General features: G+C 68.3%; 16 protein-coding genes and 3 rRNA genes. 6 read left to right on the forward strand and 13 right to left on the reverse strand.

The features are described 5' to 3' along the window. The first annotated feature begins 11 nt into the window (after window positions 1–11). From ACVGV2_RS20105 to ACVGV2_RS20115, 3 genes are all read left to right on the forward strand, one after another. Entirely contained in the window at window positions 12–1856 is a 1845-nt protein-coding gene (locus ACVGV2_RS20105) for an acyl-CoA dehydrogenase (protein WP_459163900.1), read from the forward strand. A 212-nt stretch (window positions 1857–2068) separates the two neighbouring features. Then, the gene (locus tag ACVGV2_RS20110) at window positions 2069–3295 is read left to right on the forward strand and encodes an MFS transporter (protein ID WP_459163901.1); all 1227 of its coding nucleotides are present in this window, start codon (window positions 2069–2071) and stop codon (window positions 3293–3295) included. Between the two features lie 178 nt (window positions 3296–3473). Then, a complete protein-coding gene (locus ACVGV2_RS20115) occupies window positions 3474–5540 on the forward strand; it encodes a PhoX family protein (protein ID WP_459163902.1) in 2067 nt (688 codons plus the stop codon). Window positions 5541–5779: 239 nt separating this feature from the next. Here ACVGV2_RS20115 and rrf read toward each other — a convergent pair. From rrf to ACVGV2_RS20130, 3 genes are all read right to left on the reverse strand, one after another. Beyond that, window positions 5780–5897: ribosomal RNA gene (gene rrf, locus ACVGV2_RS20120) — 5S ribosomal RNA — on the reverse strand. Between the two features lie 135 nt (window positions 5898–6032). Continuing rightward, window positions 6033–9127: ribosomal RNA gene (locus ACVGV2_RS20125) — 23S ribosomal RNA — on the reverse strand. Between the two features lie 226 nt (window positions 9128–9353). Next, window positions 9354–10890, reverse strand: a 16S ribosomal RNA gene (locus ACVGV2_RS20130). Together the 16S, 23S and 5S rRNA genes form the textbook arrangement of a ribosomal RNA operon. 597 nt (window positions 10891–11487) lie before the next feature. On the opposite strand from ACVGV2_RS20130, the gene ACVGV2_RS20135 reads away from it, so the two are divergent. Next, window positions 11488–12171: an SDR family oxidoreductase gene (locus tag ACVGV2_RS20135; protein ID WP_459163903.1), complete on the forward strand. Its 684-nt coding sequence runs from the start codon at window positions 11488–11490 to the stop codon at window positions 12169–12171. 104 nt (window positions 12172–12275) lie between these two features. On the opposite strand, the gene ACVGV2_RS20140 is transcribed toward ACVGV2_RS20135, so the two are convergent. The 3 genes from ACVGV2_RS20140 to ACVGV2_RS20150 form a co-directional block, all read right to left on the reverse strand. Next, a complete protein-coding gene (locus tag ACVGV2_RS20140; RefSeq protein ID WP_459163904.1) occupies window positions 12276–13610 on the reverse strand; it encodes an amidohydrolase family protein in 1335 nt (444 codons plus the stop codon). A gap of 256 nt (window positions 13611–13866) precedes the next feature. Continuing rightward, window positions 13867–14523, reverse strand: a complete 657-nt coding sequence (locus ACVGV2_RS20145; RefSeq protein WP_459163905.1) for a response regulator — start codon at window positions 14521–14523, stop codon at window positions 13867–13869. Then, window positions 14520–16334, reverse strand: coding sequence for a sensor histidine kinase (locus ACVGV2_RS20150; protein ID WP_459163906.1), 1815 nt, complete (start codon window positions 16332–16334; stop codon window positions 14520–14522). The genes ACVGV2_RS20145 and ACVGV2_RS20150 overlap by 4 nt, the downstream gene beginning before the upstream one ends. A 399-nt stretch (window positions 16335–16733) precedes the next feature. Here ACVGV2_RS20150 and ACVGV2_RS20155 point away from each other — a divergent pair, with 399 nt between their 5' ends. Continuing rightward, window positions 16734–16874 (forward strand): hypothetical protein, encoded by a 141-nt coding sequence (locus ACVGV2_RS20155; protein WP_459163907.1) that lies wholly within the window; start codon window positions 16734–16736, stop codon window positions 16872–16874. 82 nt (window positions 16875–16956) lie between these two features. On the opposite strand, the gene trmB is transcribed toward ACVGV2_RS20155, so the two are convergent. Further along, a complete protein-coding gene (gene trmB / locus ACVGV2_RS20160; RefSeq protein WP_459163908.1) occupies window positions 16957–17742 on the reverse strand; it encodes a tRNA (guanosine(46)-N7)-methyltransferase TrmB in 786 nt (261 codons plus the stop codon). A gap of 69 nt (window positions 17743–17811) precedes the next feature. Further along, window positions 17812–18333, reverse strand: coding sequence for a hypothetical protein (locus ACVGV2_RS20165; RefSeq protein WP_459163909.1), 522 nt, complete (start codon window positions 18331–18333; stop codon window positions 17812–17814). Between the two features lie 431 nt (window positions 18334–18764). Here ACVGV2_RS20165 and ACVGV2_RS20170 point away from each other — a divergent pair, with 431 nt between their 5' ends. Next, window positions 18765–19229 (forward strand): universal stress protein, encoded by a 465-nt coding sequence (locus ACVGV2_RS20170; RefSeq protein WP_459163910.1) that lies wholly within the window; start codon window positions 18765–18767, stop codon window positions 19227–19229. A gap of 494 nt (window positions 19230–19723) precedes the next feature. Here ACVGV2_RS20170 and ACVGV2_RS20175 read toward each other — a convergent pair whose 3' ends face one another. The 5 genes from ACVGV2_RS20175 to ACVGV2_RS20195 form a co-directional block, all read right to left on the reverse strand. After that, window positions 19724–20458 (reverse strand): hypothetical protein, encoded by a 735-nt coding sequence (locus ACVGV2_RS20175; protein ID WP_459163911.1) that lies wholly within the window; start codon window positions 20456–20458, stop codon window positions 19724–19726. 1 nt (window position 20459) lies between these two features. Continuing rightward, window positions 20460–21401, reverse strand: a complete 942-nt coding sequence (locus tag ACVGV2_RS20180) for an ABC transporter ATP-binding protein (protein WP_459163912.1) — start codon at window positions 21399–21401, stop codon at window positions 20460–20462. A gap of 276 nt (window positions 21402–21677) precedes the next feature. Continuing rightward, window positions 21678–22460, reverse strand: a complete 783-nt coding sequence (locus ACVGV2_RS20185; protein WP_459163913.1) for an HAD family hydrolase — start codon at window positions 22458–22460, stop codon at window positions 21678–21680. A gap of 36 nt (window positions 22461–22496) precedes the next feature. Continuing rightward, on the reverse strand, window positions 22497–23153 hold the full coding sequence (locus ACVGV2_RS20190; RefSeq protein WP_459163914.1) for a response regulator: 657 nt from the start codon (window positions 23151–23153) through the stop codon (window positions 22497–22499). 86 nt (window positions 23154–23239) lie between these two features. Continuing rightward, a complete protein-coding gene (locus ACVGV2_RS20195) occupies window positions 23240–24493 on the reverse strand; it encodes a sensor histidine kinase (protein WP_459163915.1) in 1254 nt (417 codons plus the stop codon). Window positions 24494–24507 lie beyond the last annotated feature (14 nt).

Genomic DNA, 24507 nt, shown 5'->3' on the forward strand with positions numbered 1-24507 from the left:
GGGAGCCTTCCATGGGGCACTACAAGAGCAACATCCGCGACCTCGAATTCAACCTGTTCGAGGTGTTCCAGGTGCACGAACGACTCGGCAAGGGCGCCTTCGAACAGTCCGACGAGGACACGGTGCGGGGCGTGCTGGCGGAACTGAACACGCTCGCCACCGGACCGCTCGCGGAGTCCTTCGAGGAGGGCGACCGGACCGGCGCCGCGTTCGACCCAGCCACCGGCTCGGTGACGCTGCCGGAGTCGTTCAAGAAGAGCTACCAGCAGGTCAACGACGGCGAGTGGTGGCGGTTGAGCCTGCCGGACGAACTCGGCGGCTACGGCATCCCGCCCTCGGTGCAGTGGGCCGCCGCCGAACTCCTCCTCGGATCCAACCCGGCCATCTTCATGTACATGGCCGGCCCGAACTTCGCCACGATCCTGCACCGCAACGGCACCGAGGAGCAGCAGCGCTGGGCCCAGCTCATGATCGACCGCGGCTGGGGCGCGACCATGGTGCTCACCGAGCCGGACGCCGGCTCGGACGTCGGCGCCGGGCGCACCAAGGCGGTCGAGCAGGAGGACGGCAGCTGGCACCTCGAGGGCGTCAAGCGCTTCATCACCTCCGCCGACCAGGACATGACGGAGAACATCATGCACCTGGTGCTGGCCCGCCCCGAAGGGGCCGGCGTCGAAGCAAAGCCGGGCACGAAGGGCCTGAGCCTGTTCCTCGTGCCGAAGTACCTGTTCGACTCGAACACCGGCGAGCCCGGCACCCGCAACGGCGCCTACGTCACCAACGTCGAGCACAAGATGGGGCTGAACGTCTCCGCGACGTGCGAGCTCACCTTCGGCCAGCACGACCTGCCGGCCAAGGGCTGGCTGCTCGGCGAGGTGCACCAGGGCATCGCGCAGATGTTCCAGGTCATCGAGTACGCGCGGATGATGGTCGGCACCAAGGCCATCGGCACGCTGTCCACCGGCTACCTCAACGCCCTCGAGTACGCCAAGGAGCGCGTGCAGGGCGCGGACCTGACCCGCGCGACCGACAAGACCGCTGACCGGGTGAACATCACGCAGCACCCCGACGTGCGGCGCATCCTCATGCTGCAGAAGTCCTACGCGGAGGCGCTGCGGGCGCTGTACCTCTACACCGCCACCTACCAGGACGCAGTCGCCCAGGCCGAGCACGCCGGCGAGGACACCGGCACCGCCGACGCGATCAACGACCTGCTGCTGCCGCTCGTCAAGGGCGTCGGCTCCGAACGCGCCTACGAGATGCTCACGCTGTCGCTGCAGACCCTCGGCGGATCCGGGTACCTGCAGGACTACCCGATCGAGCAGTACATCCGCGACGCGAAGATCGACAGCCTCTACGAGGGCACCACGGCGATCCAGGCGCAGGACTTCTTCTTCCGCAAGATCGTCAAGGACAACGGCGCGGCGGTCGGCCAGATCGCCGAGCAGATCCAGCAGTCGCTGCGGGCCAGCGGCGACAACGACGCGTTCGCCGAGGAGCGGCACCTGCTCGGCACCGCGCTGGACGACGCCCAGGGCATGCTCGGGGCGCTGATCGGCTACCTGACCTCCGCGCAGGAGGACACCGGCGAGGTCTACAAGGTCGGCCAGCACGCGGTCACCCTGCTCATGTCCATGGGCGATGTGCTGCTCGGTTGGCTGCTGCTGCGCCACGCCGAAGTGGCCCAGCGCGCGCTGGACAACGGCGCCTCGGCGAAGGACACGCCGTTCTACCAGGGCAAGATCGCCTCCGCGCGGTTCTTCGCCAAGAACGTGCTGCCCGAGCTCACCGCGCGCCGCAAGGTCGTGGAGGCCGCCGACAACTCGCTGATGGAGTTGGACGAAGCGGCGTTCTGATCGACCTGCCCGCTGCGCTCGCACCGCGCATCGAGGGGTGCCGTCCCGCCCGGGGCGGCACCCCTTTCACGTGTGCCGGCGTGCTGACCCGCATCGATGCCCGGCCGAAGCGCTGAGAGCCGAGTCACTCGGGTTTGTTCCGCTCCGAATAAAAAGTTAGCATAACGAACTAGTTTTCGTTTTCGGTCCCTTCCCCGCAAGGAGCAACCCCGATGAGCGGCGAGCACAGCACGCGACTGCTCGACATGTTCAAAGGCCAGCCCAAGGCCGTCTGGATCACCGCGTTCGCAGCCGTGATCGCGTTCGCCGGGATCGGGCTCGTCGACCCGATCATGCTGTCCATCGCCGACGCGCTGAACGCGGGCGCGGAACAAGTCCCCCTGCTGTTCTCCTCCTACCTGGGCGTGCAGGTCGTGGCGATGCTCGTCACCGGCGCGTTCAGCTCCCGGTACGGACCGAAACGCACCGTCGTCACCGGACTGGCCCTCATCGTCGTCGCCACCCTGCTGTGCGCACTCGCCGGCACGATCGGCCAGCTCATCGCCCTGCGCGCCGTCTGGGGCCTGGGCAACGCCTTCTTCATCGCCACCGCCCTGTCCGTGATCGTCGGTGCGGCCAGCGGCGGACAACAGGCCGCCGTCCTGCTCTACGAAGCGGCGCTCGGCCTCGGCATGTCCGCCGGCCCCCTGCTCGGCGCGCTGCTCGGCAACATCTCCTGGCGCGGCCCCTTCGCCGGCACGTGCGCGCTCATGGCGATCGGACTGGTCCTCGCCGCCGCGTTCCTGCCGAAGGACGGGCCGCGCCGCGAACGCGCCCCCATCAGCGTGCTCGACCCGCTGCGCGCCCTGCGGCACTCCGGGCTGCTGCGCACCTCGCTCGGATCAGCGTTCTACACCGCCTCGTTCTTCATCGTGCTCGCCTGGTCGCCCTTCGTCCTGCAGTACGGCGCGATCGCGGTCGGACTCGTCTTCTTCGGCTGGGGCCTGTGCGTCGCCATCGCCGGCGTCTTCCTCGCACCGCGACTGGCCGCCCGCCTCGGCGAAGTCGGCGCCACGCTGCTCGCCGTGCTCCTCTACGCCGTCCTGCTCGGCATCATGGCCCTCGGACCGCGGCCCGTGGTCGTCATCGCCATCATCCTCAGCGGCATCGCCTCCGGCCTGCTGAACACCCTGTTCACCGGTTCCGCCATGAGCGTCAGCAACGCACCGCGGCCCGTGGCCAGCGCCGGGTACAACTTCTGCCGCTGGCTCGGCGGCGCCGCCGCGGCCACCCTCGTCGGACACATCGCCACCTGGTTCGGCTCGCAACGCGCGCCGTACACCGTCGGCGTCATCATGTGCGTGATCGCCGCGGTGCTGATCGCGTTCGAGCTGCGCAGCCAGCAGGCCGACGAGAAACAGGTGCCCGCCGAAGCCGCGTTCGTCGGCGAGGAACTCTGACGGATTTATCCGAAACCGCACATTTTCACCCGAACGTGTGCGAACATGTGCGCCGATACACACGACCGGTACCGAATCGGCGGACCACGTTCGTACGCCGTTCACCTCGGCGTCCTCCGCAACTCGGTCCGCGCGCCTATCGTCCGCGCCGGTTCCCGACGAAACGCGTGGAGGTCCGTTGTCCACCGAAAAGCAGCCCGCCACGGGCCGAGGTATCCCGCTTCCCCTGCTGCCGCACTTCTCCGCCAAGCGCTCCGCCACGACGTGCCGGTACCGCTGCGGTGACCAGTGCGCCCACGAAGCCCCCAACACCTCCGAGAACCCCTACTTCGGCGAGGTCGTCGACACCGTCGTCAGTCGCCGCGGCGCGCTGCGCGGCGCCGGCGTCATCGCCCTCGGCGCCGGCGGCACGGCAGTGCTCGGCAGCACGGCCCGAGCCGCCCCGGCCGCCGAAACTGCGGCCACCGCAGCCCCGGCCGGCCCCGAACCGATGGGACTGCGCTTCCAACCGGTCGCGCCGAACCAGCGCGACGCGGTCACCATCCCCGCCGAGCACCGGCAGAACGTCGTGATCCGCTGGGGCGACCCGGTCCTGGCCGACGCGCCCGAGTTCGACTTCCACGGCCAGACCCCCGAGGCCCAGGAGAAGCAGTTCGGCTACAACAACGACTTCGCCGAGATCGTCGAGGTCGGCGGCCAGCAGCTGCTCGTGGTCAACCACGAGTACACCACCGAACCGCACATGTTCCCCTCCTACGACGAGGACAACCCCACCGAGCAGCAAGTGCGGATCTCCTGGGCGGCGCACGGGCTTTCCGTCCTCGCCGTCGAGGACGACGGCAGCGGCGGACTGCGCCCGGTCGCGAGCCGCCACAACCGCCGGATCACGCTCAACACCGAATTCGAGCTGCGCGGCCCCGCCGCCGGCAGCGAACACCTGCGCACCAGCGCCGACCCGAGCGGCACCAAGGTCCGCGGCACGCAGAACAACTGCGCGGGAAGCAAAACCCCGTGGGGAACGATCCTCTCCGGCGAGGAGAACATCCACCAGTACTTCGCCCACGCCGACGCGGTCGACGACCCCGAGCGGCGCGAACGCCTCGAACGCTACGGCATCGGAACCGGCGCCAGCGAACGCAAATGGGAACGCTTCGACCAGCGCTGGGACGTGCGCGCGGAACCGAACGAACCCAACCGCTTCGGCTGGATCGTCGAAATCGACCCGCACGATCCGGACTCCACCCCCGTCAAGCACACCGCGCTCGGCCGGTTCAAACACGAGAGCGCCAGCATCCAGATCGGCGCGGACGGGCGCGTCGTCGCGTACTCCGGCGATGACGAGCGGTTCGAGTACATCTACAAGTTCGTTTCCAAGGCCCGCGTGAAGCACGGCAACAGCGGGCACGCCCGGCGGCACAACATGGGGCTGCTCGACGAGGGCACGCTCTACGTCGGCCGGTTCACCGGCGACAGCCCCGAGTCCGAAATCGACGGTTCCGGAAAGCTGCCCGCCGACGGCGAATTCGACGGCACCGGCACCTGGCTCCCGCTGGCCACCGGCAACGAGTCGCACGTGCCCGGCTTCACCGCCGAAGAGGTCTACGTCTTCACCCGCATGGCCGCGGACGCGGTGAACGCGACCAAGATGGACCGCCCCGAGGACATCGAACCGAACCCGCACAACGGACGCGTCTACTGCGCGCTGACGAACAACAGCAACCGCGGGACCGAAGGGCACGCCGGGCCGGACGAGGCGAATCCGCGCACCGGCAACAAGCACGGTCACGTGCTGGAAATCGACGGTGAACCGACCGGGACGCGGTTCGCTTGGCGGCTGCTGCTCGTCTGCGGCGATCCCGAGGACCCGAGCACGTACTTCGGCGGATTCGACAAGGCCCGCGTCAGCCCGATCTCGTGCCCGGACAACGTGGCCTTCGACCCCTACGGCAACCTGTGGATCTCCACCGACGGCAACGAGCTCGGCTCGAACGACGGGCTGTTCGGCGTCGCCCTCGGCGGGTCCCACCGCGGTCTGACCAAGCAGTTCCTCACAGTTCCCGTCGGAGCCGAGACCTGCGGGCCGGTGATCCGGGAGCACTTCGTGCTCGCCTGCGTGCAACATCCGGGTGAGGACTCGGAGGAACCGGACGAGCCTTCCTCGCACTGGCCCGATGGTGGCGATTCCCGGCCGCGTCCCGCGGTGGTCACTGTCGTGCGCGAGGGCGGAGGCAGGATCGGGGGCTGACCCGCGACCGGCCGTCCCGGGCGGGCGTTGTTCTGCCCGGGACCGGTGTGGCGCTGCGACCGCGTGGCCGGTAGCACCCCCTCGCAACCCCGGAACGGGGACCACAAAGAAAGTAACGGGGGAGGGGCATCCCGCGCCGCGGCGGGCGGTTTGCCGCGGCGGGGGGTGTGAAATGGGAAGGAGCGGGGCACGGGGGTGTGGTCACCCCGTGCCCCGCTCTTCCTCCTTTTTTGGGTGTGTGTCGGCGGCGACTTACTCTCCCACACCCCACCGGGTGCAGTACCATCAGCGCTGGGAGACTTCGCTACCGGGTTCGGTATGGGATCCGGGCCTACCCCTCCCGCTATGGCCACCGACAACTCACAAACCCCCCACACCCGCACCGGGGTGGGGGGTGGGTGGTTGAGAAGCCGATCAGCAGGTGTGAACACCCCACCACCAGCACTGGCTGGCGCGCCCGTGATGCTCGAGGATTGTGTCCCCGCAAAAAAGGGGGGTAAGCCGCTCGGCCGTTTAGTACCGGTCGGCTGAACTCGTTACCGAGCGTGCACCACCGGCCTATCCACCCAGTCATCTCCTGGAGGCCTTAACCCACATGGGGCGGGACACCTCATCTTGAGGCTGGCTTCCCGCTTAGATGCTTTCAGCGGTTATCCGTACCGAACGTAGCTAACCAGCCGTGCCCCTGGCGGGACAACTGGCACACCAGAGGTCCGTCCGTCCCGGTCCTCTCGTACTAGGGACAGCTCCTCGCAAGTGTCCTCCGCGCGCGGCGGATAGGGACCGAACTGTCTCACGACGTTCTAAACCCAGCTCGCGTGCCGCTTTAATGGGCGAACAGCCCAACCCTTGGGACCCACTACAGCCCCAGGATGCGACGAGCCGACATCGAGGTGCCAAACCATGCCGTCGATACGGACTCTCGGGCATGATTAGCCTGTTATCCCCGGGGTACCTTTTATCCGTTGAGCGACACCCCAGCCACCTGGAAGTGCCGGATCACTAAGACCTGCTTTCGCACCTGCTCGACCCGTCAGTCTCACAGTCAAGCCCCCTTGTGCCCTTGCACTCACCACCTGATTCCCAACCAAGCTGAGGGGACCTTTGTGCGCCTCCGTTACTCTTTGGGAGGCAACCGCCCCAGTTAAACTACCCACCAGGCACTGTCCCCAATCCGGATCACGGACCTAGGTTAGATGCCCGGAACGGCCAGAGTGGTATTTCACCAACGACTCCGCGCACACTGGCGTGCCCGCATCACCGTCTCCCACCTATCCTACACAAGCCGCACCACACACCAATGCCAAGCTGCAGTAAAGGTCCCGGGGTCTTTCCGTCCTGCCGCGCGAAACGAGCATCTTAACTCGTCGTGCAATTTCGTCGAGTCCGTGGTCGAGACAGCGCCCGATTCGTTACGCCATTCGTGCGGGTCGGAACTTACCCGACAAGGAATTTCGCTACCTTAGGATGGTTATAGTTACCACCGCCGTTTACCGGCGCTTCGGTTCAGAGCCTCGCCCCCCACGGGGGCTCACCCCTCCCCTTAACGTTCCGGCACCGGGCAGGCGTCAGTCCATATACTTCGCAACCACGCTTCGCATGGACCTGTGTTTTTAGTAAACAGTCGATCAGGCCTCGTCACTGCGGCCGGCCCGCGCTTCCGCCGCCACGGGCGTACACGCCAACCGGCTCCCCATCTCCCGAAGTTACGGGGACAATTTGCCGAATTCCTTAACCACGGTTCGCTCGCTCGCCTCGGTATACTCTACCTGGCCACCAGTGTCGGTTTCGGGTACGGACCACCGACGCGTCCGCTAGAGGCTTTTCGAGACAGCATGGGCTCACCCACTTCGCCACTCAGGCTCGGCATCAGGTCTCAGGCACCCGGTGCACGGATTTGCCTGTACACCGCCCTACACCCTTACCCCGGCACAACCACCGGCCGGGCTGGACTACCCTTCTGCGTCCCCCCATCGCGGGCCCGCACACCCAGCGCGGCGCCACGGCCCGCCACGACGCGCAGCCCAAAGGCCACACGCCGCACGAACGATGACACCACCACCACGATGCCGGGCGGATCAGCGCCGGCAGGTACGGGACTATCAACCCGTTGCCCTTCGACTACGCCTGTCGGCCTCGCCTTAGGATCCGACTCACCCAGGGCGGATCAACCTTCCCCTGGAACCCTTGGCCATCCGGCGGAGGAGATTCTCACTCCTCAAACACTACTCATGCCTGCATTCTCACTTCCGGCTCCTCCACACCCGGTTACCCGGCATGCTTCACCGTCACCGGAACGCTCCCCTACCCAAACAACCCCCCACCAGGGGGCTGCTTGTCGCGGCTTCGGCGGTGTGCTTTCCAGCCCCGCTGAATTTTCGGCGCAAAGTCGCTTAACCAGTGAGCTATTACGCACTCTTTCAAGGATGGCTGCTTCTAAGCCAACCTCCTGGCTGTCCCAGCGACCCCACATCCTTTCCCACTCAGCACACACTTCGGGGCCTTAGCCGACGATCTGGGCTGTTTCCCTCTCGACCATGGAGCTTTTCCCCCACAGACTCACTGCCACGCTGAAACCCAGGCGTATTCACCGTTTAGCTGATCTCGGTAACCCACCGGGCCCCTCGACCAACCAGCGCACTACCCCACCCAGGAACCACGCAACGCTGCACCTAAATGCATTTCGGGGAGAACCAGCTATCACCGAGTTTGATTGGCCTTTCACCCCTGCCCGCAGCTCATCCTCCAGGTTTGCAACCCTGGTAGGTTCGGGCCTCCACCCGGTATTACCCGGGCTTCACCCTGACCACGGGAAGATCACTCGGTTTCGGGTCCAGAGCACGCGACTCCACCGCCCTCTGCAGACTCGCTTTCGCTGCGGCTACCCCACACACGGGTTAACCTCGCCACGCACCACTAACTCGCAGGCTCATTCTTCAAAAGGCACGCCATCACACCCCAACCGGTGCTCTGACGGCTTGTAGGCGCACGGTTTCAGGAACTCTTTCACTCCCCTCCCGGGGTACTTTTCACCATTCCCTCACGGTACTGATCCACTATCGGTCACCAGGGAGTATTTAGGCTTACCAGGTGGGCCTGGCAGATTCACACGGAATTCCACGGGCACCGTGCTACTCGGGAACAACCCAGACTTCCACGACAACTTTCACCTACGGGGGTCTCACCCACTCCGCCAGCGCCTTCCAACGCCTTCGGCTAGCCACGCTTCCATCCCCCGGAGCGGCAGCCCCGGAACAAGCCGTCCCAACAACCCCGGACACGCAACGCCTGCCGACTCTCCCACGCACCCGGTTTAGCCTCTTCCCCTTCCGCTCGCCACTACTCAGGGAATCGCTCTTGCTTTCTCCTCCTGCAGGTACTGAGATGTTTCAGTTCCCCGCGTTACCACCCACTGCCCTATACATTCAGACAGCAGCGACCGGACAACACTCCGGCCAGGTTCACCCGTTCGGACACCCTGGGATCACAGCTCGGTCGGCAACTCACCCAGGCTTATCGCAGCCACCCACGTCCTTCAACAACTCCTGGTGCCAAGGCATCCACCGTACGCCCTTCACAACTTACCACCACGAAGGACCACAACCAACAACACCACGACAGGATGTTCACACCCACTATCCACTTCTCAAACACCCAGAAACACCACCCCAGCCGGGCCGTGTTCCCTCACAACCCGACAGCGAATGCCTGTGCCACCACGCGCACGAACCCCAAAACACCACAAAACCAACACGAAACCCACACCACACGCCTCGAGGACACTCCCCGAAACACTCACGGGTTTCTCCTTAGAAAGGAGGTGATCCAGCCGCACCTTCCGGTACGGCTACCTTGTTACGACTTCGTCCCAATCGCCAGTCCCACCTTCGACCACTCCTCCCGGAATCCGGTTGGGCCATGGGCTTCGGGTGTTACCGACTTTCATGACGTGACGGGCGGTGTGTACAAGGCCCGGGAACGTATTCACCGCAACACTGCTGATCTGCGATTACTAGCGACTCCGCCTTCACGGGGTCGAGTTGCAGACCCCGATCCGAACTACGACCAGCTTTCGAGATTCGCTCGCCCTCACGGACTCGCCACCCTCTGTACCGGCCATTGTAGCATGTGTGAAGCCCTGGGCATCAGGGGCATGATGACTTGACGTCATCCCCACCTTCCTCCGAGTTCACCCCGGCAGTCCCCCACGAGTCCCCGGCACGACCCGCTGGCAACATGGGGCAAGGGTTGCGCTCGTTACGGGACTTAACCCAACATCTCACGACACGAGCTGACGACAGCCATGCACCACCTGTCCACCAACCACAAGGGAAACCCCATCTCTGAGGCAATCTGATGGATGTCAAACCCAGGTAAGGTTCTTCGCGTTGCATCGAATTAATCCACATGCTCCGCCGCTTGTGCGGGCCCCCGTCAATTCCTTTGAGTTTTAGCCTTGCGGCCGTACTCCCCAGGCGGGGCGCTTAATGCGTTAGCTACGGCACAGAAACCACGACAGTCCCCACACCTAGCGCCCAACGTTTACAGCGTGGACTACCAGGGTATCTAATCCTGTTCGCTCCCCACGCTTTCGCTCCTCAGCGTCAGTATCGGCCCAGAGACCCGCCTTCGCCACCGGTGTTCCTCCTGATATCTGCGCATTTCACCGCTACACCAGGAATTCCAGTCTCCCCTGCCGAACTCAAGTGTGCCCGTATCGACCGCACGCCCACCGTTAAGCGGCAGGATTTCACGACCGACGCGACACACCGCCTACGAGCCCTTTACGCCCAATAAATCCGGACAACGCTCGCACCCTACGTATTACCGCGGCTGCTGGCACGTAGTTAGCCGGTGCTTCTTCTGCCCCTACCGTCACCCCACGAACACGCAGAGCTTCGTCAGAACCGAAAGAGGTTTACAACCCGAAGGCCGTCCTCCCCCACGCGGCGTTGCTGCGTCAGGCTTCCGCCCATTGCGCAAAATTCCCCACTGCTGCCTCCCGTAGGAGTCTGGGCCGTGTCTCAGTCCCAGTGTGGCCGATCACCCTCTCAGGCCGGCTACCCGTCGTCGCCTTGGTAGGCCCTTACCCCACCAACCAGCTGATAGGCCGCGGGCACACCCTGCACCACCGTAACCGCTTTCCACACACCCCCATGCGAGAGCCGTGTGCCCATCCGGTATTAGCCCCGGTTTCCCAAGGTTATCCCCGAGTGCAGGACAGATTACCCACGTGTTACTCACCCGTACGCCACTCATCCACCCACCGAAGCAGGCTTCAGCGTTCGACTTGCATGTGTTAAGCACGCCGCCAGCGTTCGTCCTGAGCCAGGATCAAACTCTCCAACAACAAATCCCAGCAAAAACAAAAGAGCCACGCACACGCGTCACACAAACATCCGCTGTCGAGTTCTCAAAGAACACACCACCAAAACGGCGGCACAACAACAACCCTAACACCGCGCCACACCCACCCCCAACACCGGGGGGAAAACAACCCCACCCGACCACCAGGAGCAAGCAGACCCAGCAACCCCACCCCACACAGGCAGAACCACCACGCCCACCACGGCAACCATGCTCAGATTGTCATCAACCTCAAACAACACCCAGCAACACCGAACCAACCCCACAGCCCCCACGAAAACCCGCAGGAAACCCCGAAATCAGCCCGCTCCGTCGCCAGCACAAAACAATCTACACCCACCCCACACCCCCACCAACACCCACCCCCACCACACACAAAACACCAGGTCAATCGGAATGCACACCTTCGTGGAACGTTCCTCGACCGTTCAGGCCGGCGTAATCACGTCCGGGTGATGCGAGCACGCAGCAGCAGGCCGTCTCGCTCCGGCCACCCGAGTGCGCCCGACACGCGCCCGACACGCGCACTGAACGCGCCCGTCCGCGCAGCGCGATGAGTCAGCGGCGATACCGTCCCCCTATGACCGAACGTCCGCTAGCCCTGGTCACGGGCGCCTCCCGCGGTATCGGCGCGGCGACCGCGCGCGCTCTCTCCGAAACGCACGACGTGCTCCTCGGCGGTCGTGACAGCACCGCGCTGGAGCAGCTCAGCCGGGACATCCCCGGCAGCACCGCGTGGCCCCTCGAACTCACCGACTACGCAGCCGTCGCCGAAGCGGCCCAGCAGTTCGACCGCCTCGACGCGCTCGTGCACAGCGCCGGGGTCGCCGACCTCGGCACGATCGAAGAAGTGCCCGCGGACACGTGGCAGCACACGTTCAACGTGAACCTGTTCGCCGTCACCGAGCTCACCCGGCAGCTCCTGCCAGCGCTGCGCACCGCCCGCGGACACGTCGTGCTGGTCAACTCGGGCGCGGGCATGTCCGCCAAACCCGGCTGGAGCGCCTACGCCGCGAGCAAGTTCGCGCTCCGCGGTTTCGCCGACTCGCTGCGCGCGGAGGAAGCACAGCACGGCGTGAAGGTCACGTCGATCTTCCCCAGCCGCGTCGCCACCGACATGCAACGCGACGTGCGTCGCCAGGAAGGCGGCAGCTACGAACCGCACGGGTACCTGCAGCCCGACTCCGTGGCCCGGTCGATCGTCTCGTCCGTGCACGCCGACGACGACGCGCACCTGACGGAGATCGTGCTCCGCCGCACCTGAGCGCCGGCGGTTCCGGACGGGGATTCCGGACGGGGACTTCGGACGGGGACTTCGGACGGCGGGCCGCGCTGCCCGTGGCGACGGGCGCGCGGTCCGCCACCGGCTCAACCGCGGATGTACTGCGCCGACGTGCGCGCGGCGGCCTGCACGTGGCGGCGGTCCACCCTGGTCGGCTCCTTGTCGTGCAGCACCTGCTCACCCGCGACCCACACGTCCCGGACGCACCGCGATCCCGCTGCCCACACGACGTTCGCCACGACCTGTTCGTCCGGCGCGTCCAAGCCGGTGGCGAAGGCGGGCGTGTCCACGTCGAGGTGCACGAGATCCGCCCAACGCCCCGATTCCAGCGTCCCGAGATCATCGCGCCGCAGTGCCTCTGCCCCGCCCCGCGTCGCGGAGAGCAGCGCCTGCTTCGCGCTCAGCGCCGTGGCATCGCCCGTCACCGTGCGCGAGAGCAGTCCAGCCAGGCGGATCTCCTCCCACAGGTCGAGGTCGTCGTTGCTCGACGGCCCGTCGGTCCCCAGTCCCACGTGAACACCGGAGCCGAGCAGTTCCACCAGCGAAGCGGTGCCCGAGGCGAGTTTCGCGTTCGAACCCGGGCAGTGCGCGACACCGGTGCCGCGGCGCGCGAGCAACGCCCGGTCCTCCGCCGAGAGGTACACGCCGTGCGCTGCGAGCACGCGGCCGTTGAGCACACCGAGCTTGTCCAGCAGAGCAGGCACCGAGCCGAACTCGGCGCGTTGCTGCGCGTCCTCGGCCGCCGTTTCCGCCACGTGCGTGTGCACGAGCGCATCGCGCTGCTGTGCGGCTTCACCGACCGCTTCGAGGGCCTCCATCGGCAGCATGTACGCGGAGTGCGGACCGTAGGCGAGCTCGATGCGCTGCCCAGGTCCGAACCGGCGCCCGTCCGCGTCGATCCACCGGTCGATCTGCTCGACCATGCCGTTCCAGCCACCGCTGCCGCTGAGATCGGGCAGGTCGATCACCGCGCCGGCGAGCACGACGCGCGATCCGATCGCGAGCACCCCTTCGACCACGGACTCACCGGCGAAGTACATCTCGGCGCTCGTGGTCACCCCCGCGCGCAGCATTTCCACGCACCCGAGTTCCATGCCGATGCGCACGTCGGCGGGCCGCAGGCGGGCTTCGGCAGGCCAGATGACCTCCTGCAGCCACCGCATCAGCGGGAGATCCCCACCCATGCCGCGCAGCAGCGTCATCGGGCTGTGGGCGTGCGCGTTGATCAATCCCGGCAGCAGGATGCCGTCGCAGTCCTGGACAGCGGCGTCCCGCGGACACTCCGGTGCCGCGGTACGCGGTCCGCAGTACGCGATGCGCCCGTGCTGGTCGACGTCCACAACAGCATCCCGGATCACCGAACATGCCTGGTCGCACGGCAGAACCAGTGGGGCGTGCAGACGCAGAGGTGTCGTCGCCATGGGGCGATTGTGCCGTATCGCTCGCGCAGGCCTCGGAGAGCCGCCAGTGAAGCAGCGCTAGGTGAACGTGGACAACGTCATCGTCATCACCAGTCCTGCCGCCACGGCCACACCGAGGATCACCGCCAGATACACACCATCACGAGCTCGTAGTCGCATACCCCCAGCATCGTCCCTTGAACAGGACTCGCACCTCGGTTTTCCGGCTGATCCCCCTCAGCCGGAAGGCCAGCACCGCGCGATCGCAGCGGTCGGTTCACTCCTCGATCAGGCCGCGGCGCCATGCCCAGGCCGCGGTTTCCACCCGGTTGCGGGCGCCGATCTTTCCCTGCGCCGCTGCGAGATGCGTTTTCACGGTGGACAGCGACATGTACAGCTCCTGGCCGATCTCGCTGTTGGTCAAACCCCGAGCCGTGGCGCGGACGACGTCCAGTTCCCGCTCCGTGAGCTCCTCGCTCGGCTGGTGCGCCTCGGTGCTGCGTCCCGGCTTGTTGGAGAAGTGCCTCAGCAGCCGGACGGTGATCTGCGGCGAGACCAAGGCGTCACCCCGCTCGGCCGCGTGCACGGCTTCGATCAGCAGTGCGGGCCCGGCGTCCTTGAGCAGGAAGCCGCTGGCTCCGTTGCGGAGCGCCTGATCCACGTACTCGTCGAGGTCGAAGGTCGTCACCACCACGACCTTGACGGGCTCCGTGACACCGGATCCCGCGAGTTGCCTGGTGGCTTCCAGACCGTCCATTCCCGGCATCCGGATGTCCATCAAGCACACGTCAGGACGAAGCTCCCGGGCCATGCGCACGGCGTCGACGCCGTCGCCCACGTCGCCGACGACTTCGATGTCCTCCTGCGAATCGAGGATCATGCGGAAGCCCGCACGCACCATGTCCTGGTCATCCGCGATCAGCACTCGGGTCATGACCCCCGGTTCCCGTTCTTCTCGACCAACGGCATCACCGCGTCGACGCACCAGCCGGCGTCCTCGGCCGGGCCGGCCTCGAACGTGCCTCCGAGCAACTCGACGCGTTCACGCATCCCGACCAGACCGTAGCCGCCCGAACCGCCGGCCGGTTGCCGCCGCAGCCCCGTGCCATCATCGCGCACCCGGACACGCAGCTCGTTGTCGCCGGTGCGCAGGTGCACGTCGATGTGCGTGATGTCCAACGCGTGCTTTTCCGCGTTCGTCAGCGCCTCCTGGACCACGCGCAGAGCCGAACGCGCGACCTCTTGGGGCACCGCTTCCGCCAGCTCCGTCGCCAGTGAGACGCGTGGTCGCGCCCGCGACCCCAGCGTCTCGTCGACGAGTGCGCGCACGTCGGCCTCGAGATCGGTGGTCGCGCTCTCTTCCGCGCCCTCCTCGCGCATGCCCGCGACGATCCGCCGCATGGCGGTGAGCGCTTCGGTGCCGCTGTCAGCGATCCGGTCGAGCGCCTGGGTGGCCGCCCCGGGGTCGCGTTCGGCGACCATCCGCGCCGCCTGGGCCTGCACGACGATGCCCGTGACGTGGTGGGCGACGATGTCGTGCAGCTCGCGCGCGAGCGACATGCGTTCGTTCTGCTGCGCCAACCCGATCGCCGCCTCCACCGATCGGGCGCGATCCGCGTCCCGCGAGCGGAAGTACATGCCGGTTCCGATGGCGGTCACCAGCAGCAGGCCGCCGAAGAACAGCGGGGCCGCGGCCACGCGCGGGTCGAAGTAGTTCACCTGCCCCGGGATGCCGAACAGGGCGACCAGGGCTGCGGCGACGAGACCGGCGACGACCCGTGCCGCCGTGGCCCGATCAACGGTGCGCACGGTGATGGCCACCAGCACCATTCCGGCACCCACCCCGGCGACCGGGATCGGTCCGAGCAGCCCGAGGGTCGGCTCGCCCAGCAGTCGCAGCAGCACGGCCGTCGTCACGAGCGTGACCGCGGCGAGTCCGGAGGCTTCGACCGGACGCATCGGGGCCAGCACCGCGAACACCCCCATGACCGCGCAGCCGAGAACCTGGACCAGGACGGTGTACGGGCCGGCCTGCCCGTTCGCCACTTGGAAGAACAGCAGGATGCACAGCGCTGCGATGACGGGCCACTGCTGCCGCAGCAGCGCGCTGAAGGTGCCCTGCCCGCCGAACGCGTTGCGCAGGTACAGACCGGTGCCGGCGGCGAGGATGAGCTGCAGGAACCCCAGCCACAGCGGATCGGCAGCGGTGCCGGACGAGCCGCGCAGGGCCACCGCCGCGAGGGCGCTGAGCACCAGTGCAGCGGTTACCGGCAACGCGCGGAGCAACGTCGCACCGCGGTGGAGCGCGAGCACGAACAGCAGCCCGGCGAGGTTCTCCGTCGGGCGGGTCCCCAGCAGCACCGGCAGCGGGCCGAACCCCTCCGGCGCGGGGAGGAGGTCGACGCGCACGAGCAACGTCGCGCCGGCCAGCACGGCCGCGCCCGCCAGCCCGCACGTCACGGGCGCGCGGCGGGCGAGGAGGGCCAGCACCGCCACGGCGGTCAGCCCGGGCACGGCCACCAGCGCCGCGCTACCCCCGCTCACCAGCAGGAGCACGTCCCCGCACCAGGTCAGTCCGAGCAGCGCGGCGAAGATCCACTGCTCGCGCAGCAGTGCTCCCGCCCAGTGCAGGGCGGCCCGCGCGACGGACGGCCCGGACGGCGCGCGGCGGTCACCGCGGGGCGGAGGATTCGCCGGCGGACCGGCCGATGCCCGGGAACCTGAATGCGGCGCACGCGTGTTCACGACTCCGACGGTAGGGGACGAGCAGTGCACGGACCCCGGTCGAACGGTCAAGCTCGCCGACCGATCGGACGATTTCCCGCAGGCGGCGATCTTCTCCCGCGAGCCGCGCTCACCCTGCCGACCTACGCCCGAACGGGTCCCTCACGCGGACGGAGCAGCGCCCGGGGAGCGGACCGGTCGATGCCCGGCCTTTCGGACAAGTTCCTCCGACCGTTCGGCCGATTCGTCAACCGCCCGAGGAGCGCGACGCTGGGAACACCACCGGAAATCCGGAGGAACACCCGGCATGCAGCAGCCGGCAACGCAACAACCAGCAGCACGGCAACCAGCAACTCGACACCCGGCAACGCGACACCCGGCAACGCGGCAGCCGGTGGGAACCGCACCGAAGGAGCAGCGATGTTCGTACAGGTCCTGTCCGTGATCGGCACAGCGATCGCTCTGGTCATCCTCGTGGCCATGGCGGCCAGCGCCGTGCTCGGCGATCTGGGCGAGTGGTTGGCCGCTCGGCGCGCCCCCACCCGCTGCCGCCAGGACTGAGCACCGAGCACGCGGAGACGACGACCGGTCTCCCGGCGGAGGCTCCCCGCGGAGGCTCCCCGCGGAGCCCGCGACGGAGTCCTCAGCGGCGCTCGTAGATCAGGTCGTACACGACGCGCCCCTCCTCCTGGGCGCGTGTTTCGAACTTCGTCACCGGACGCCACTCCGGCCGGGGTGCCCACCCGCACGACTCGTGGGCGGACTCGTCCGCGGATTCCTCCGCCGAGTCGTCGGCGCAGTCGCCCACCGATTCGTGCGCAGGCTCGTCCGAGTAGCGGTTGCGCAGCAGCGGTTCGGCATCGCAGACCTCGCGCATCTGCTCGGCGTAGTCCTCCCAGTCGGTGGCGAGGTGGACGATGCCGCCGGGCGCGACGCGCGAGGCGATCAGCGACATCGCCGGGCCCTGCACGAGCCGACGCTTGTGGTGCCTCTTCTTCGGCCACGGGTCGGGGAAGTAGATCAGCACCTCGTCCAGCGCGTCCTCCGGTACGTGGTGCCGCAGCAGTTCCAACGCGTCGCCCCGCAGGAGCCGCAGGTTGGTCAGGCCGGCGTTGACCGCACGGGAGAGCAGCTGAGCGAGTCCGGGCTTGTAGACCTCGACGGCCACGTAGTTGACCTCGGGACGGTTCCCCACGAGCTGCGCGGTGGTCTCCCCCATGCCCGAACCGATTTCCAGCACGAGCGGCGCCGACCGGCCGAACCAGGAGTCGAAGTCCACCGGCCCCTCCGGCAGGGCGGTGACCTCCGTTCCCCAGGCGGACCAGTGCTGGTCCCAGGCTCGTTGCTGGCCCGTGGTCATCCGCCCGCCGCGGTGGACGTAGCTGACGACCGATCGAGCAGGACGAATCCGCTGGTCAGAAGAATTCACAAGGAACCAGTATGGCAAATGCACCGGCCACCCGGCGCAGCTACCGGATGCGGCCACCCCGCGACGGGCTCACCAGGACTCGATCCGCGTGATCGCCGAGAGCAGCCCGCTGGTTCCGTCCAACGGGACCGGTGGCGGCTCCACATCGCCGTGGGCCGGCAGCACGTTCAGCCATCCGGGGTGCTCGTCAGTGCACAGCACGGTGGTGGGCACCTTCACCGGCTCCCGATCGGACGGGGCGTACTCCCAGTAACCGGTGTCGCCGAAGATCGTCCAGGGCACGAACACCCAGCCGTCGCGTCGCCCCAGCGCCGCGTGCACCTCGTCCTCGAAGGCGAACCCCTCGCGGCGGGAAGCGAGCCCGCCCCGGTCCAGCACGCGCAGCCACCAGGGCGCGCGCAGCGGGGATTCGGTGGATTCGCGGTCGCGGAGTTCGCGGTACAGCGCGAGCACACGCGCTTCCGGAGCGGTGTGGATCCATCCGCGGCGAACGGCCGCCGGCCCCAGCGGGGGGTCGACAGGCGCGGTGGGGTGACCTTCGGTCGCCAGTGACCACTCCAGTTCGGGCACCGGTTCCAGCTGGACCGTCACGCTCGTGCGGCGATCCTGTTCGTCGAACCCTCGCTCGCGACCCGTTCGCGAATGCGTCATTGGTCCACCCCATCTGCTGTTGGCGCAGAGCGCACCCGCGTGAGGCGGCTCCGATCCGTTGCTGAAGTTGTCGTGGGCGCCCGTGCCCGCCGCTCGAACGGCGCGCACGACCGATCGCTGCACCGCGACCGAGCCGACGCCCGCGGCGGTCGAAGCACCGGTGCGACGACCGGGCCGCACAGGACCACCAGCCCGGAGGACGACCGGGGCGCTGCCCTGCCGCAGTCGCACCGCGCGACCACCTTGCCACCAGGTTAGACGAGCATCGCACAGCGAAAATCGATGTGTCCAAAATCACGGGTCCGCAACGACGTGGCCGGACTCGGAGCTCCCAGCTCGACAACACCGCTCGGTGCGGGTGCAGTGGACGCATGGCGGAGCAGACGGTGGAAAAGGTGCGCATCGACGGTGGTGTGGTCGTGGGCTTGGACTCCTCGGCCTCCGCGGCGCAGGCGCTGGTGCTGGCCGTGCAGGAGGCACGCCTGCGCGGGGCCGTGCTGAACGTGCTGCGCGCGTGGAGCATCCGCACCGCCCCGCGGCCAGCGGACGTGCCCACCCAGGTCATGCCGAGCATGGAGCAGTTCGAGCAGGCGGTGCGCGAGGACACCCAACGCATCGTCAGCGAGACGGTCGGTACTGCCGAGGTCCCGATGGAGATCCACGTGGTGCACTCCCCGTCGCCGCAAGCGCTGCTGACGGCCTCGCGGGACGCGGACCTGCTGGTGGTGGGGCACCGCGGCCGGGGCGGCTTCGCCGGCCTGCTCCTCGGTTCGGTCGCCGAGCAGTGCGTGCGGCACGCTGCCTGCCCGGTCCTCATCGCCCGCCCCAGCTTCTGAACGCCACGCCCGCCGAAGGGCCGGGCGCGGCGGTGGAGCGCTGTCGCGGATTCCGTCCGCAGCCGGCTCAAGCAGCCGCGCGGATCGGTGGTCGACTGCTTGGTCGCACCGTTCGCCGGGTAAGCGGCGGAGCCGCTTCCCCAACGTCAGCCAATCCGCGGACTCCCCCGCTCGGCGCCGCGGAAAAATGTGGACCCGGGCCGTCCCCCGAATGACAGCCCGGGTCCTTCCCCCGTCCGACCGCCGGCGCCCCCGAGCGCTGGTGCAGTCGGTCGTTCTTCCGCGCATCGGCCGGTGTCGCAGGAACACCCCGGCGTCCCAGGTGGACCCGACAACCGCAGGTGCACCACTGTGGACCGGCAAGCCGCTGGCGCGATCTTTGCCCTGATCCTATCGGCCAACGTGACAAGCCTCTCGGCCGGGATGGGTAACGCTTCGTCATCACCCCTCCCGCCGAAGTCCACGATCAGATGATCATGGGCGGTTCGCGTTGCTCACGCGTCACGACGGCGGACGACTCCGAGCCCGATGGCCAGCACGAGCACCGCGAAAACGGCGAAGTACGCCAACGATCCCCACGGTCCGAACGGCACATCACTGGCCATGCCCGCGCTGTGCACCGATCCGAGGAACGTGTCGACGACGTGGAACGGCATCCACGAGTACAGGTCCTCGCCGATGTTCGGGATCATCATCACCAGCGACTCGATGAGCAGCGGCCACAGCAGCAGCAGTGTCACCGCACCGGCCGACTGGCGCAGCAGCACGCCCACCCCGACGGAGAGCACGGCGGCGAGGACGTACACGAGCCCGACACCGGCCACCTGCCGCCACTCCGCGGCCCCGCTGAGCGCGAGATCCGATTCGGACGCGAGCAGCGCGGTCACGCCGAGTGATCCGAACGCCGCGAGTTCACCGATCACGAACGCGGTAGCAGCCACGACGCAGGTCTTCGCCACGAGCGCGGACACGCGGTCGGGCACGGCGAGGAACGTCGCACGGATCGTGCCGAAGCGGTATTCGGTGGTCACGGCCAGCGCCGCCAGCACCATGACGACCATCATCCCGAGCTGGTAACCGGCGAGGCTCATCTGCAGCGACACGGGGCCGCGCGCGTACCCGGCCAGCAGCGCGGCGAACCCGATGGTGAGCGCGAGCGCGACGACCGCGCACCACCACGGGGAGCGCGTGGAGAACAGCTTCGTGCGTTCGACGGCCAACAACGTCATGTCACTTCACCCCGCTGAGCGCGTGCGCGCCGGTCGGTTCGTCGGTGCTGGAGTACTCCACCGCTTCGCTGGTCATGCGCATGAAGGCGTCTTCCAGCGATCCGCTCCGCGTGGCCAGTTCGTGCACGACGCAGCTCTGCTGCGCGGCGATCTCGCCCACCTGGTCGGTGCTGGCCCCGTGCACCTCCAAGGCGTCGTCGTCGTTGCGCTGCGCGGTGACGCCGGCGGTGGCCAGCGCCGCGGCGAGCCGGTCGATCTGCGGCGAGCGCACGACGACGCTCTGCGCGCCCGCCCGGTGCACGAACTCCTCGGTGGGGCACTGGGCGAGCAGTTCACCGCGTCCGATGACGACGAGCTCCTCGGCCGTCTGCGCCATTTCGGACAGCAGGTGGCTGGACACCAGCACGGTCCGCCCCTCGGCGGCCAGGCCCTGCATGAACCGGCGGATCCAGTGGATGCCCTCGGGGTCGAGGCCGTTGACCGGTTCGTCGAACATGAGGATGCCCGGGTCGCCGAGCAGCGCGCCGGCGATGCCGAGCCGTTGCGACATGCCGAGGGAGAACCCGCCGGCGCGCCGATCGGCCACTTCGGACAGTCCGACCTGGTCCAGCACGGTTTCCACGCGGCTGCGCGGGATCTCGTTGCTGCGCGCCAGCCACCGCAGGTGGGTGCGCGCGGAGCGGTTGGGGTGCACCCACTTCGCGTCGAGCAGGGCGCCGATCGTCCGCAGCGGTCGTTTCAGGTCCCGGTAGTGCTCGCCGCCCACGCGCACGTCGCCGGCGGTGGGTCGGTCGAGTCCGAGGATCATGCGCATCGTGGTGGACTTCCCGGCGCCGTTCGGGCCGAGGAATCCGGTCACTTTCCCCGGTCGCACGGTGAAGCTCAGGTCGCGCACCACGGTCTTGTCGCCGTAGCGCTTCGTGAGGCCGTTCGCCTCGATCATGGTCTGCTCTCCGTTTCTCGCTGGGCCGTCGTCACCCGCGCCGCCCGAGTCGAGTTCCGCCGGTGATGCCGCCCGCGGCGTCACCGCCATCAGGATCCACGATGCCGAACGGGCCGCCGCGCGGACATCGGCCTCAGGGCTGGAATCCGCGTCATCCCCAGGTCGTAGACGCCCCGCAACCACCCCGCGGCAGCTGCGCAGGAGTTGCGGGCACGCGACGTGCATTCGGCCACCGAGGAGGCGAAGATCACACCCGATGCAGACTTGCGGCGGCGTTCAGAACCAGCGGGCGAGGACGTCGACCAGCCCGTCGGCGCTGACCCGGCCGGCGACTTCGTCCGCCGCGGCCCGCACGTCCTCGGGGGCCTGCCCCATGGCGACGCCGTGGGCGGCCCACTGCAGCATCTGGATGTCGTTGTCGCCGTCGCCCGCGGCGAACGTCGCCTCGCTGTCGATGCCCAGCTCGACCCGCAGCTTCTCCAGCGCGCTGCCCTTGGTGATGCCTTCGGGCACGAGCGTCACCCACGCCGATTCGTGGTCGACGGTGACGGTGCACGGCAGTCGGGCGCCGGCCAGCGCCGCGCGGGCCTGTTCGGGGCTGCGCCCCGTCCAGTACGCGATCAGCCGCGGCACCGCCCGCTGCCCGATTTCCTCCACAGTGGCCAGACGCTGGTGCCCGTGCAGCTCGTCGGTGCGGAACGGTTCCGTGACCAGGCTTTCCGAACCGACCTGCTCGGCGGCGTAGCGGGCCCCGGGCAGGCGCCGGGTGAGTTCCGGCAGCACGGCCGACGGGTCGAAGGTCGCTATGGACAGCACTTCCCGGGCGGCCACGTCCACGGTGATCGCACCGTTCGAACACAGCGCGACACCGCCGTCGAGGTCCAGCTCGTCGAGGATCGGCACGGTGCCGAGGAGGCTGCGCCCGGTGGCGACGACGAGGTGGCTGCCCGCCGCGATGACACGCCGGATCGCCCCGCGCACCGGAGCGGACACGCGCTGCGTCTCCGGGTCGAGCACGGTGCCGTCGATGTCGAGCGCTACTAGTTGCGGAGCGGACACATCAGCCACCTTCGTCGTCGGATGGTTCGGCGGCGCTCACGCCGCGCCCGGCTTCACCAGGCCGGTCTCGTAGGCGAGGACCACGGCCTGCACCCGGTCCCGCAGTTCCAGTTTGGACAGCACGCGACCGACGTGGGTTTTCACCGTGGCCTCGGACACGACCAGCGCCCCGGCGATCTCGGTGTTGGTCAGCCCGGTGGCGACCAGGCGGAGCACTTCGCGCTCCCGCTCGGTCAGCGCCTGCAGCACCTCGGGGTCGCGGGAGGGCGCGTGCTCGGCACCGAGGAACCGGTCCAGCAGCCGCCGGGTCACGTTCGGCGACACGGCCGCGTCGCCGTCCGCCACCGAACGCACGGCGGAGGCGAGCCCTTCCGGCGGCACGTCCTTGAGCAGGAACCCGCTGGCTCCGGCGCGCAGCGCGGACAGGACGTACTCGTCGAGGTCGAAGGTCGTCGTGACCAGCACCCGCGCGGTGTCCTCGCGGAGGATCCGGCGAGTGGCCTCGACCCCGTCGACGCCGGGCATGCGCACGTCCATGAGCACCACGTCGGGCCTGTGCTCCGCGGCCGCGGACACCGCTTCGGCCCCGTCGGCGGCTTCACCGACGACGGTCATGTCCTCCTGCGCGTCGAGCACCATGCGCCAACCCATGCGCATGAGCTGCTGATCGTCGACGAGGAGCACACGGAGCACACCTCCCAGCATAGGACGTCGCCACCGCTGCGGCGGATTCCCGTGCACGGCGCCCGGGTGGCGTTGCCCACCCCGACCGGGGCCGCTCAGGCGGCCACCGGCGTGAGGGGCAGGCGGGCGTGCACCCGCCAGCCGCCGTCCGGGCGGGGGCCGGCATCCAGGCTGCCGCCGTACAGCGCGGCGCGTTCGCGCATGCCCAGCACGCCGTGCCCGCCGTTCCCGTTGCGTTCGGCAGTGTGCTCATGGCGCTCGGTGATCTGCGCGGTGCGCTGCTCGTCCCCGGCGAGCGGGTCGACACCGGCGAGCGGGTCGGCACCGGGCGCGCCGTCATCGGTGATCTCCAGTTGCACGAACCGGCCGTCGTTGCGGGCGGTGACCACGGCTTCGCCGGCCTGCCCGCCGTGTTTGAGCGTGTTCGTCAGGGACTCCTGCACGATGCGGTACACGCTCAGCCCGACCCCGGCGGGCAGGTCGTCGAAGTCCCCCTCCAGGTCGAGCCGCACGCGCAGGCCGAGGCGCCGCACCCCGTCCACGAGGTCGCGCAGCCCGCCGCTGTCCGGCCGCGGGGCCTGCGCGCCGTCGTCCTCGGGATTGCGCAGCACGCGCAGCAGGTTGCGCAGCTCGTTCAACGAGGTCCGCCCGGTGTCGCCGATCGACTGCAGCGCCTGCTCGGCCGCCTGCGGGTTGCCGCGCAGCGCGTAGGCGGCGCCGTCGGCCTGGCTGACCATCACGCTGACCGAGTGCGCGAGCACGTCGTGGATCTCGCGGGCGATGCGGTTGCGTTCCTCGGCCACGGCGATCCGAGCCCGCTGGTCGCGTTCGAACTCGAGGCTGCGCACGCGCTGCTCCACGGCCCGGTGGTAGCTGCGCCGGGCACCCACGAACTCGCCGAGGGACCAGGCGGTGCCGACGAGGAACCCGGCCAGGACCGCGAAGTACGGGAGCATTTCGAGCCACTGCTCCTGGACGAGGAAGAGCGGCCGCACCGCGGACATGACCACGATTCCCGCCCCGTACAGCGCCGCCGACCGCCGACCCACCTCCACCACGAGCGTGTAGAGCATGATCGCCGCGGTCAGCTCCGCGACGTACATGGGCGCCCTCATCCCGGAGATCAGCACGCCTCCGGCCAGGACCAGGCAGGCGGCCGGCAACGGGTACCGCCGCCGCACCACGAGCGGCAGGACGCACAGCAGCCCGTTCACCGGTTGGGCGAGCCGGTTCGCCCAGTCCGGGGTGTACGCGCCCCACACGAGCAGGGCGAACAGCGCCGCGCCCGCGGCCAGCAGGACGTCGCCGGCGAGCGGGTGGGAACGGAACCAGAGACTGAGTCGGCGCACGACCTCGAGCCTAG

The organism is Bounagaea algeriensis (assembly GCF_054491375.1).

Coding starts and splice junctions, on each gene's coding strand:
- ACVGV2_RS20105 (WP_459163900.1), top strand. CDS start 12: ATGGGGCACTACAAGAGCAACATCCGCGACCTCGAATTCAACCTGTTC.
- ACVGV2_RS20110 (WP_459163901.1), top strand. CDS start 2,069: ATGAGCGGCGAGCACAGCACGCGACTGCTCGACATGTTCAAAGGCCAG.
- ACVGV2_RS20135 (WP_459163903.1), top strand. CDS start 11,488: ATGACCGAACGTCCGCTAGCCCTGGTCACGGGCGCCTCCCGCGGTATC.
- ACVGV2_RS20140 (WP_459163904.1), bottom strand. CDS start 13,610: ATGGCGACGACACCTCTGCGTCTGCACGCCCCACTGGTTCTGCCGTGC.
- ACVGV2_RS20145 (WP_459163905.1), bottom strand. CDS start 14,523: ATGACCCGAGTGCTGATCGCGGATGACCAGGACATGGTGCGTGCGGGC.
- ACVGV2_RS20155 (WP_459163907.1), top strand. CDS start 16,734: ATGTTCGTACAGGTCCTGTCCGTGATCGGCACAGCGATCGCTCTGGTC.
- ACVGV2_RS20170 (WP_459163910.1), top strand. CDS start 18,765: ATGGCGGAGCAGACGGTGGAAAAGGTGCGCATCGACGGTGGTGTGGTC.
- ACVGV2_RS20175 (WP_459163911.1), bottom strand. CDS start 20,458: ATGACGTTGTTGGCCGTCGAACGCACGAAGCTGTTCTCCACGCGCTCC.
- ACVGV2_RS20180 (WP_459163912.1), bottom strand. CDS start 21,401: ATGATCGAGGCGAACGGCCTCACGAAGCGCTACGGCGACAAGACCGTG.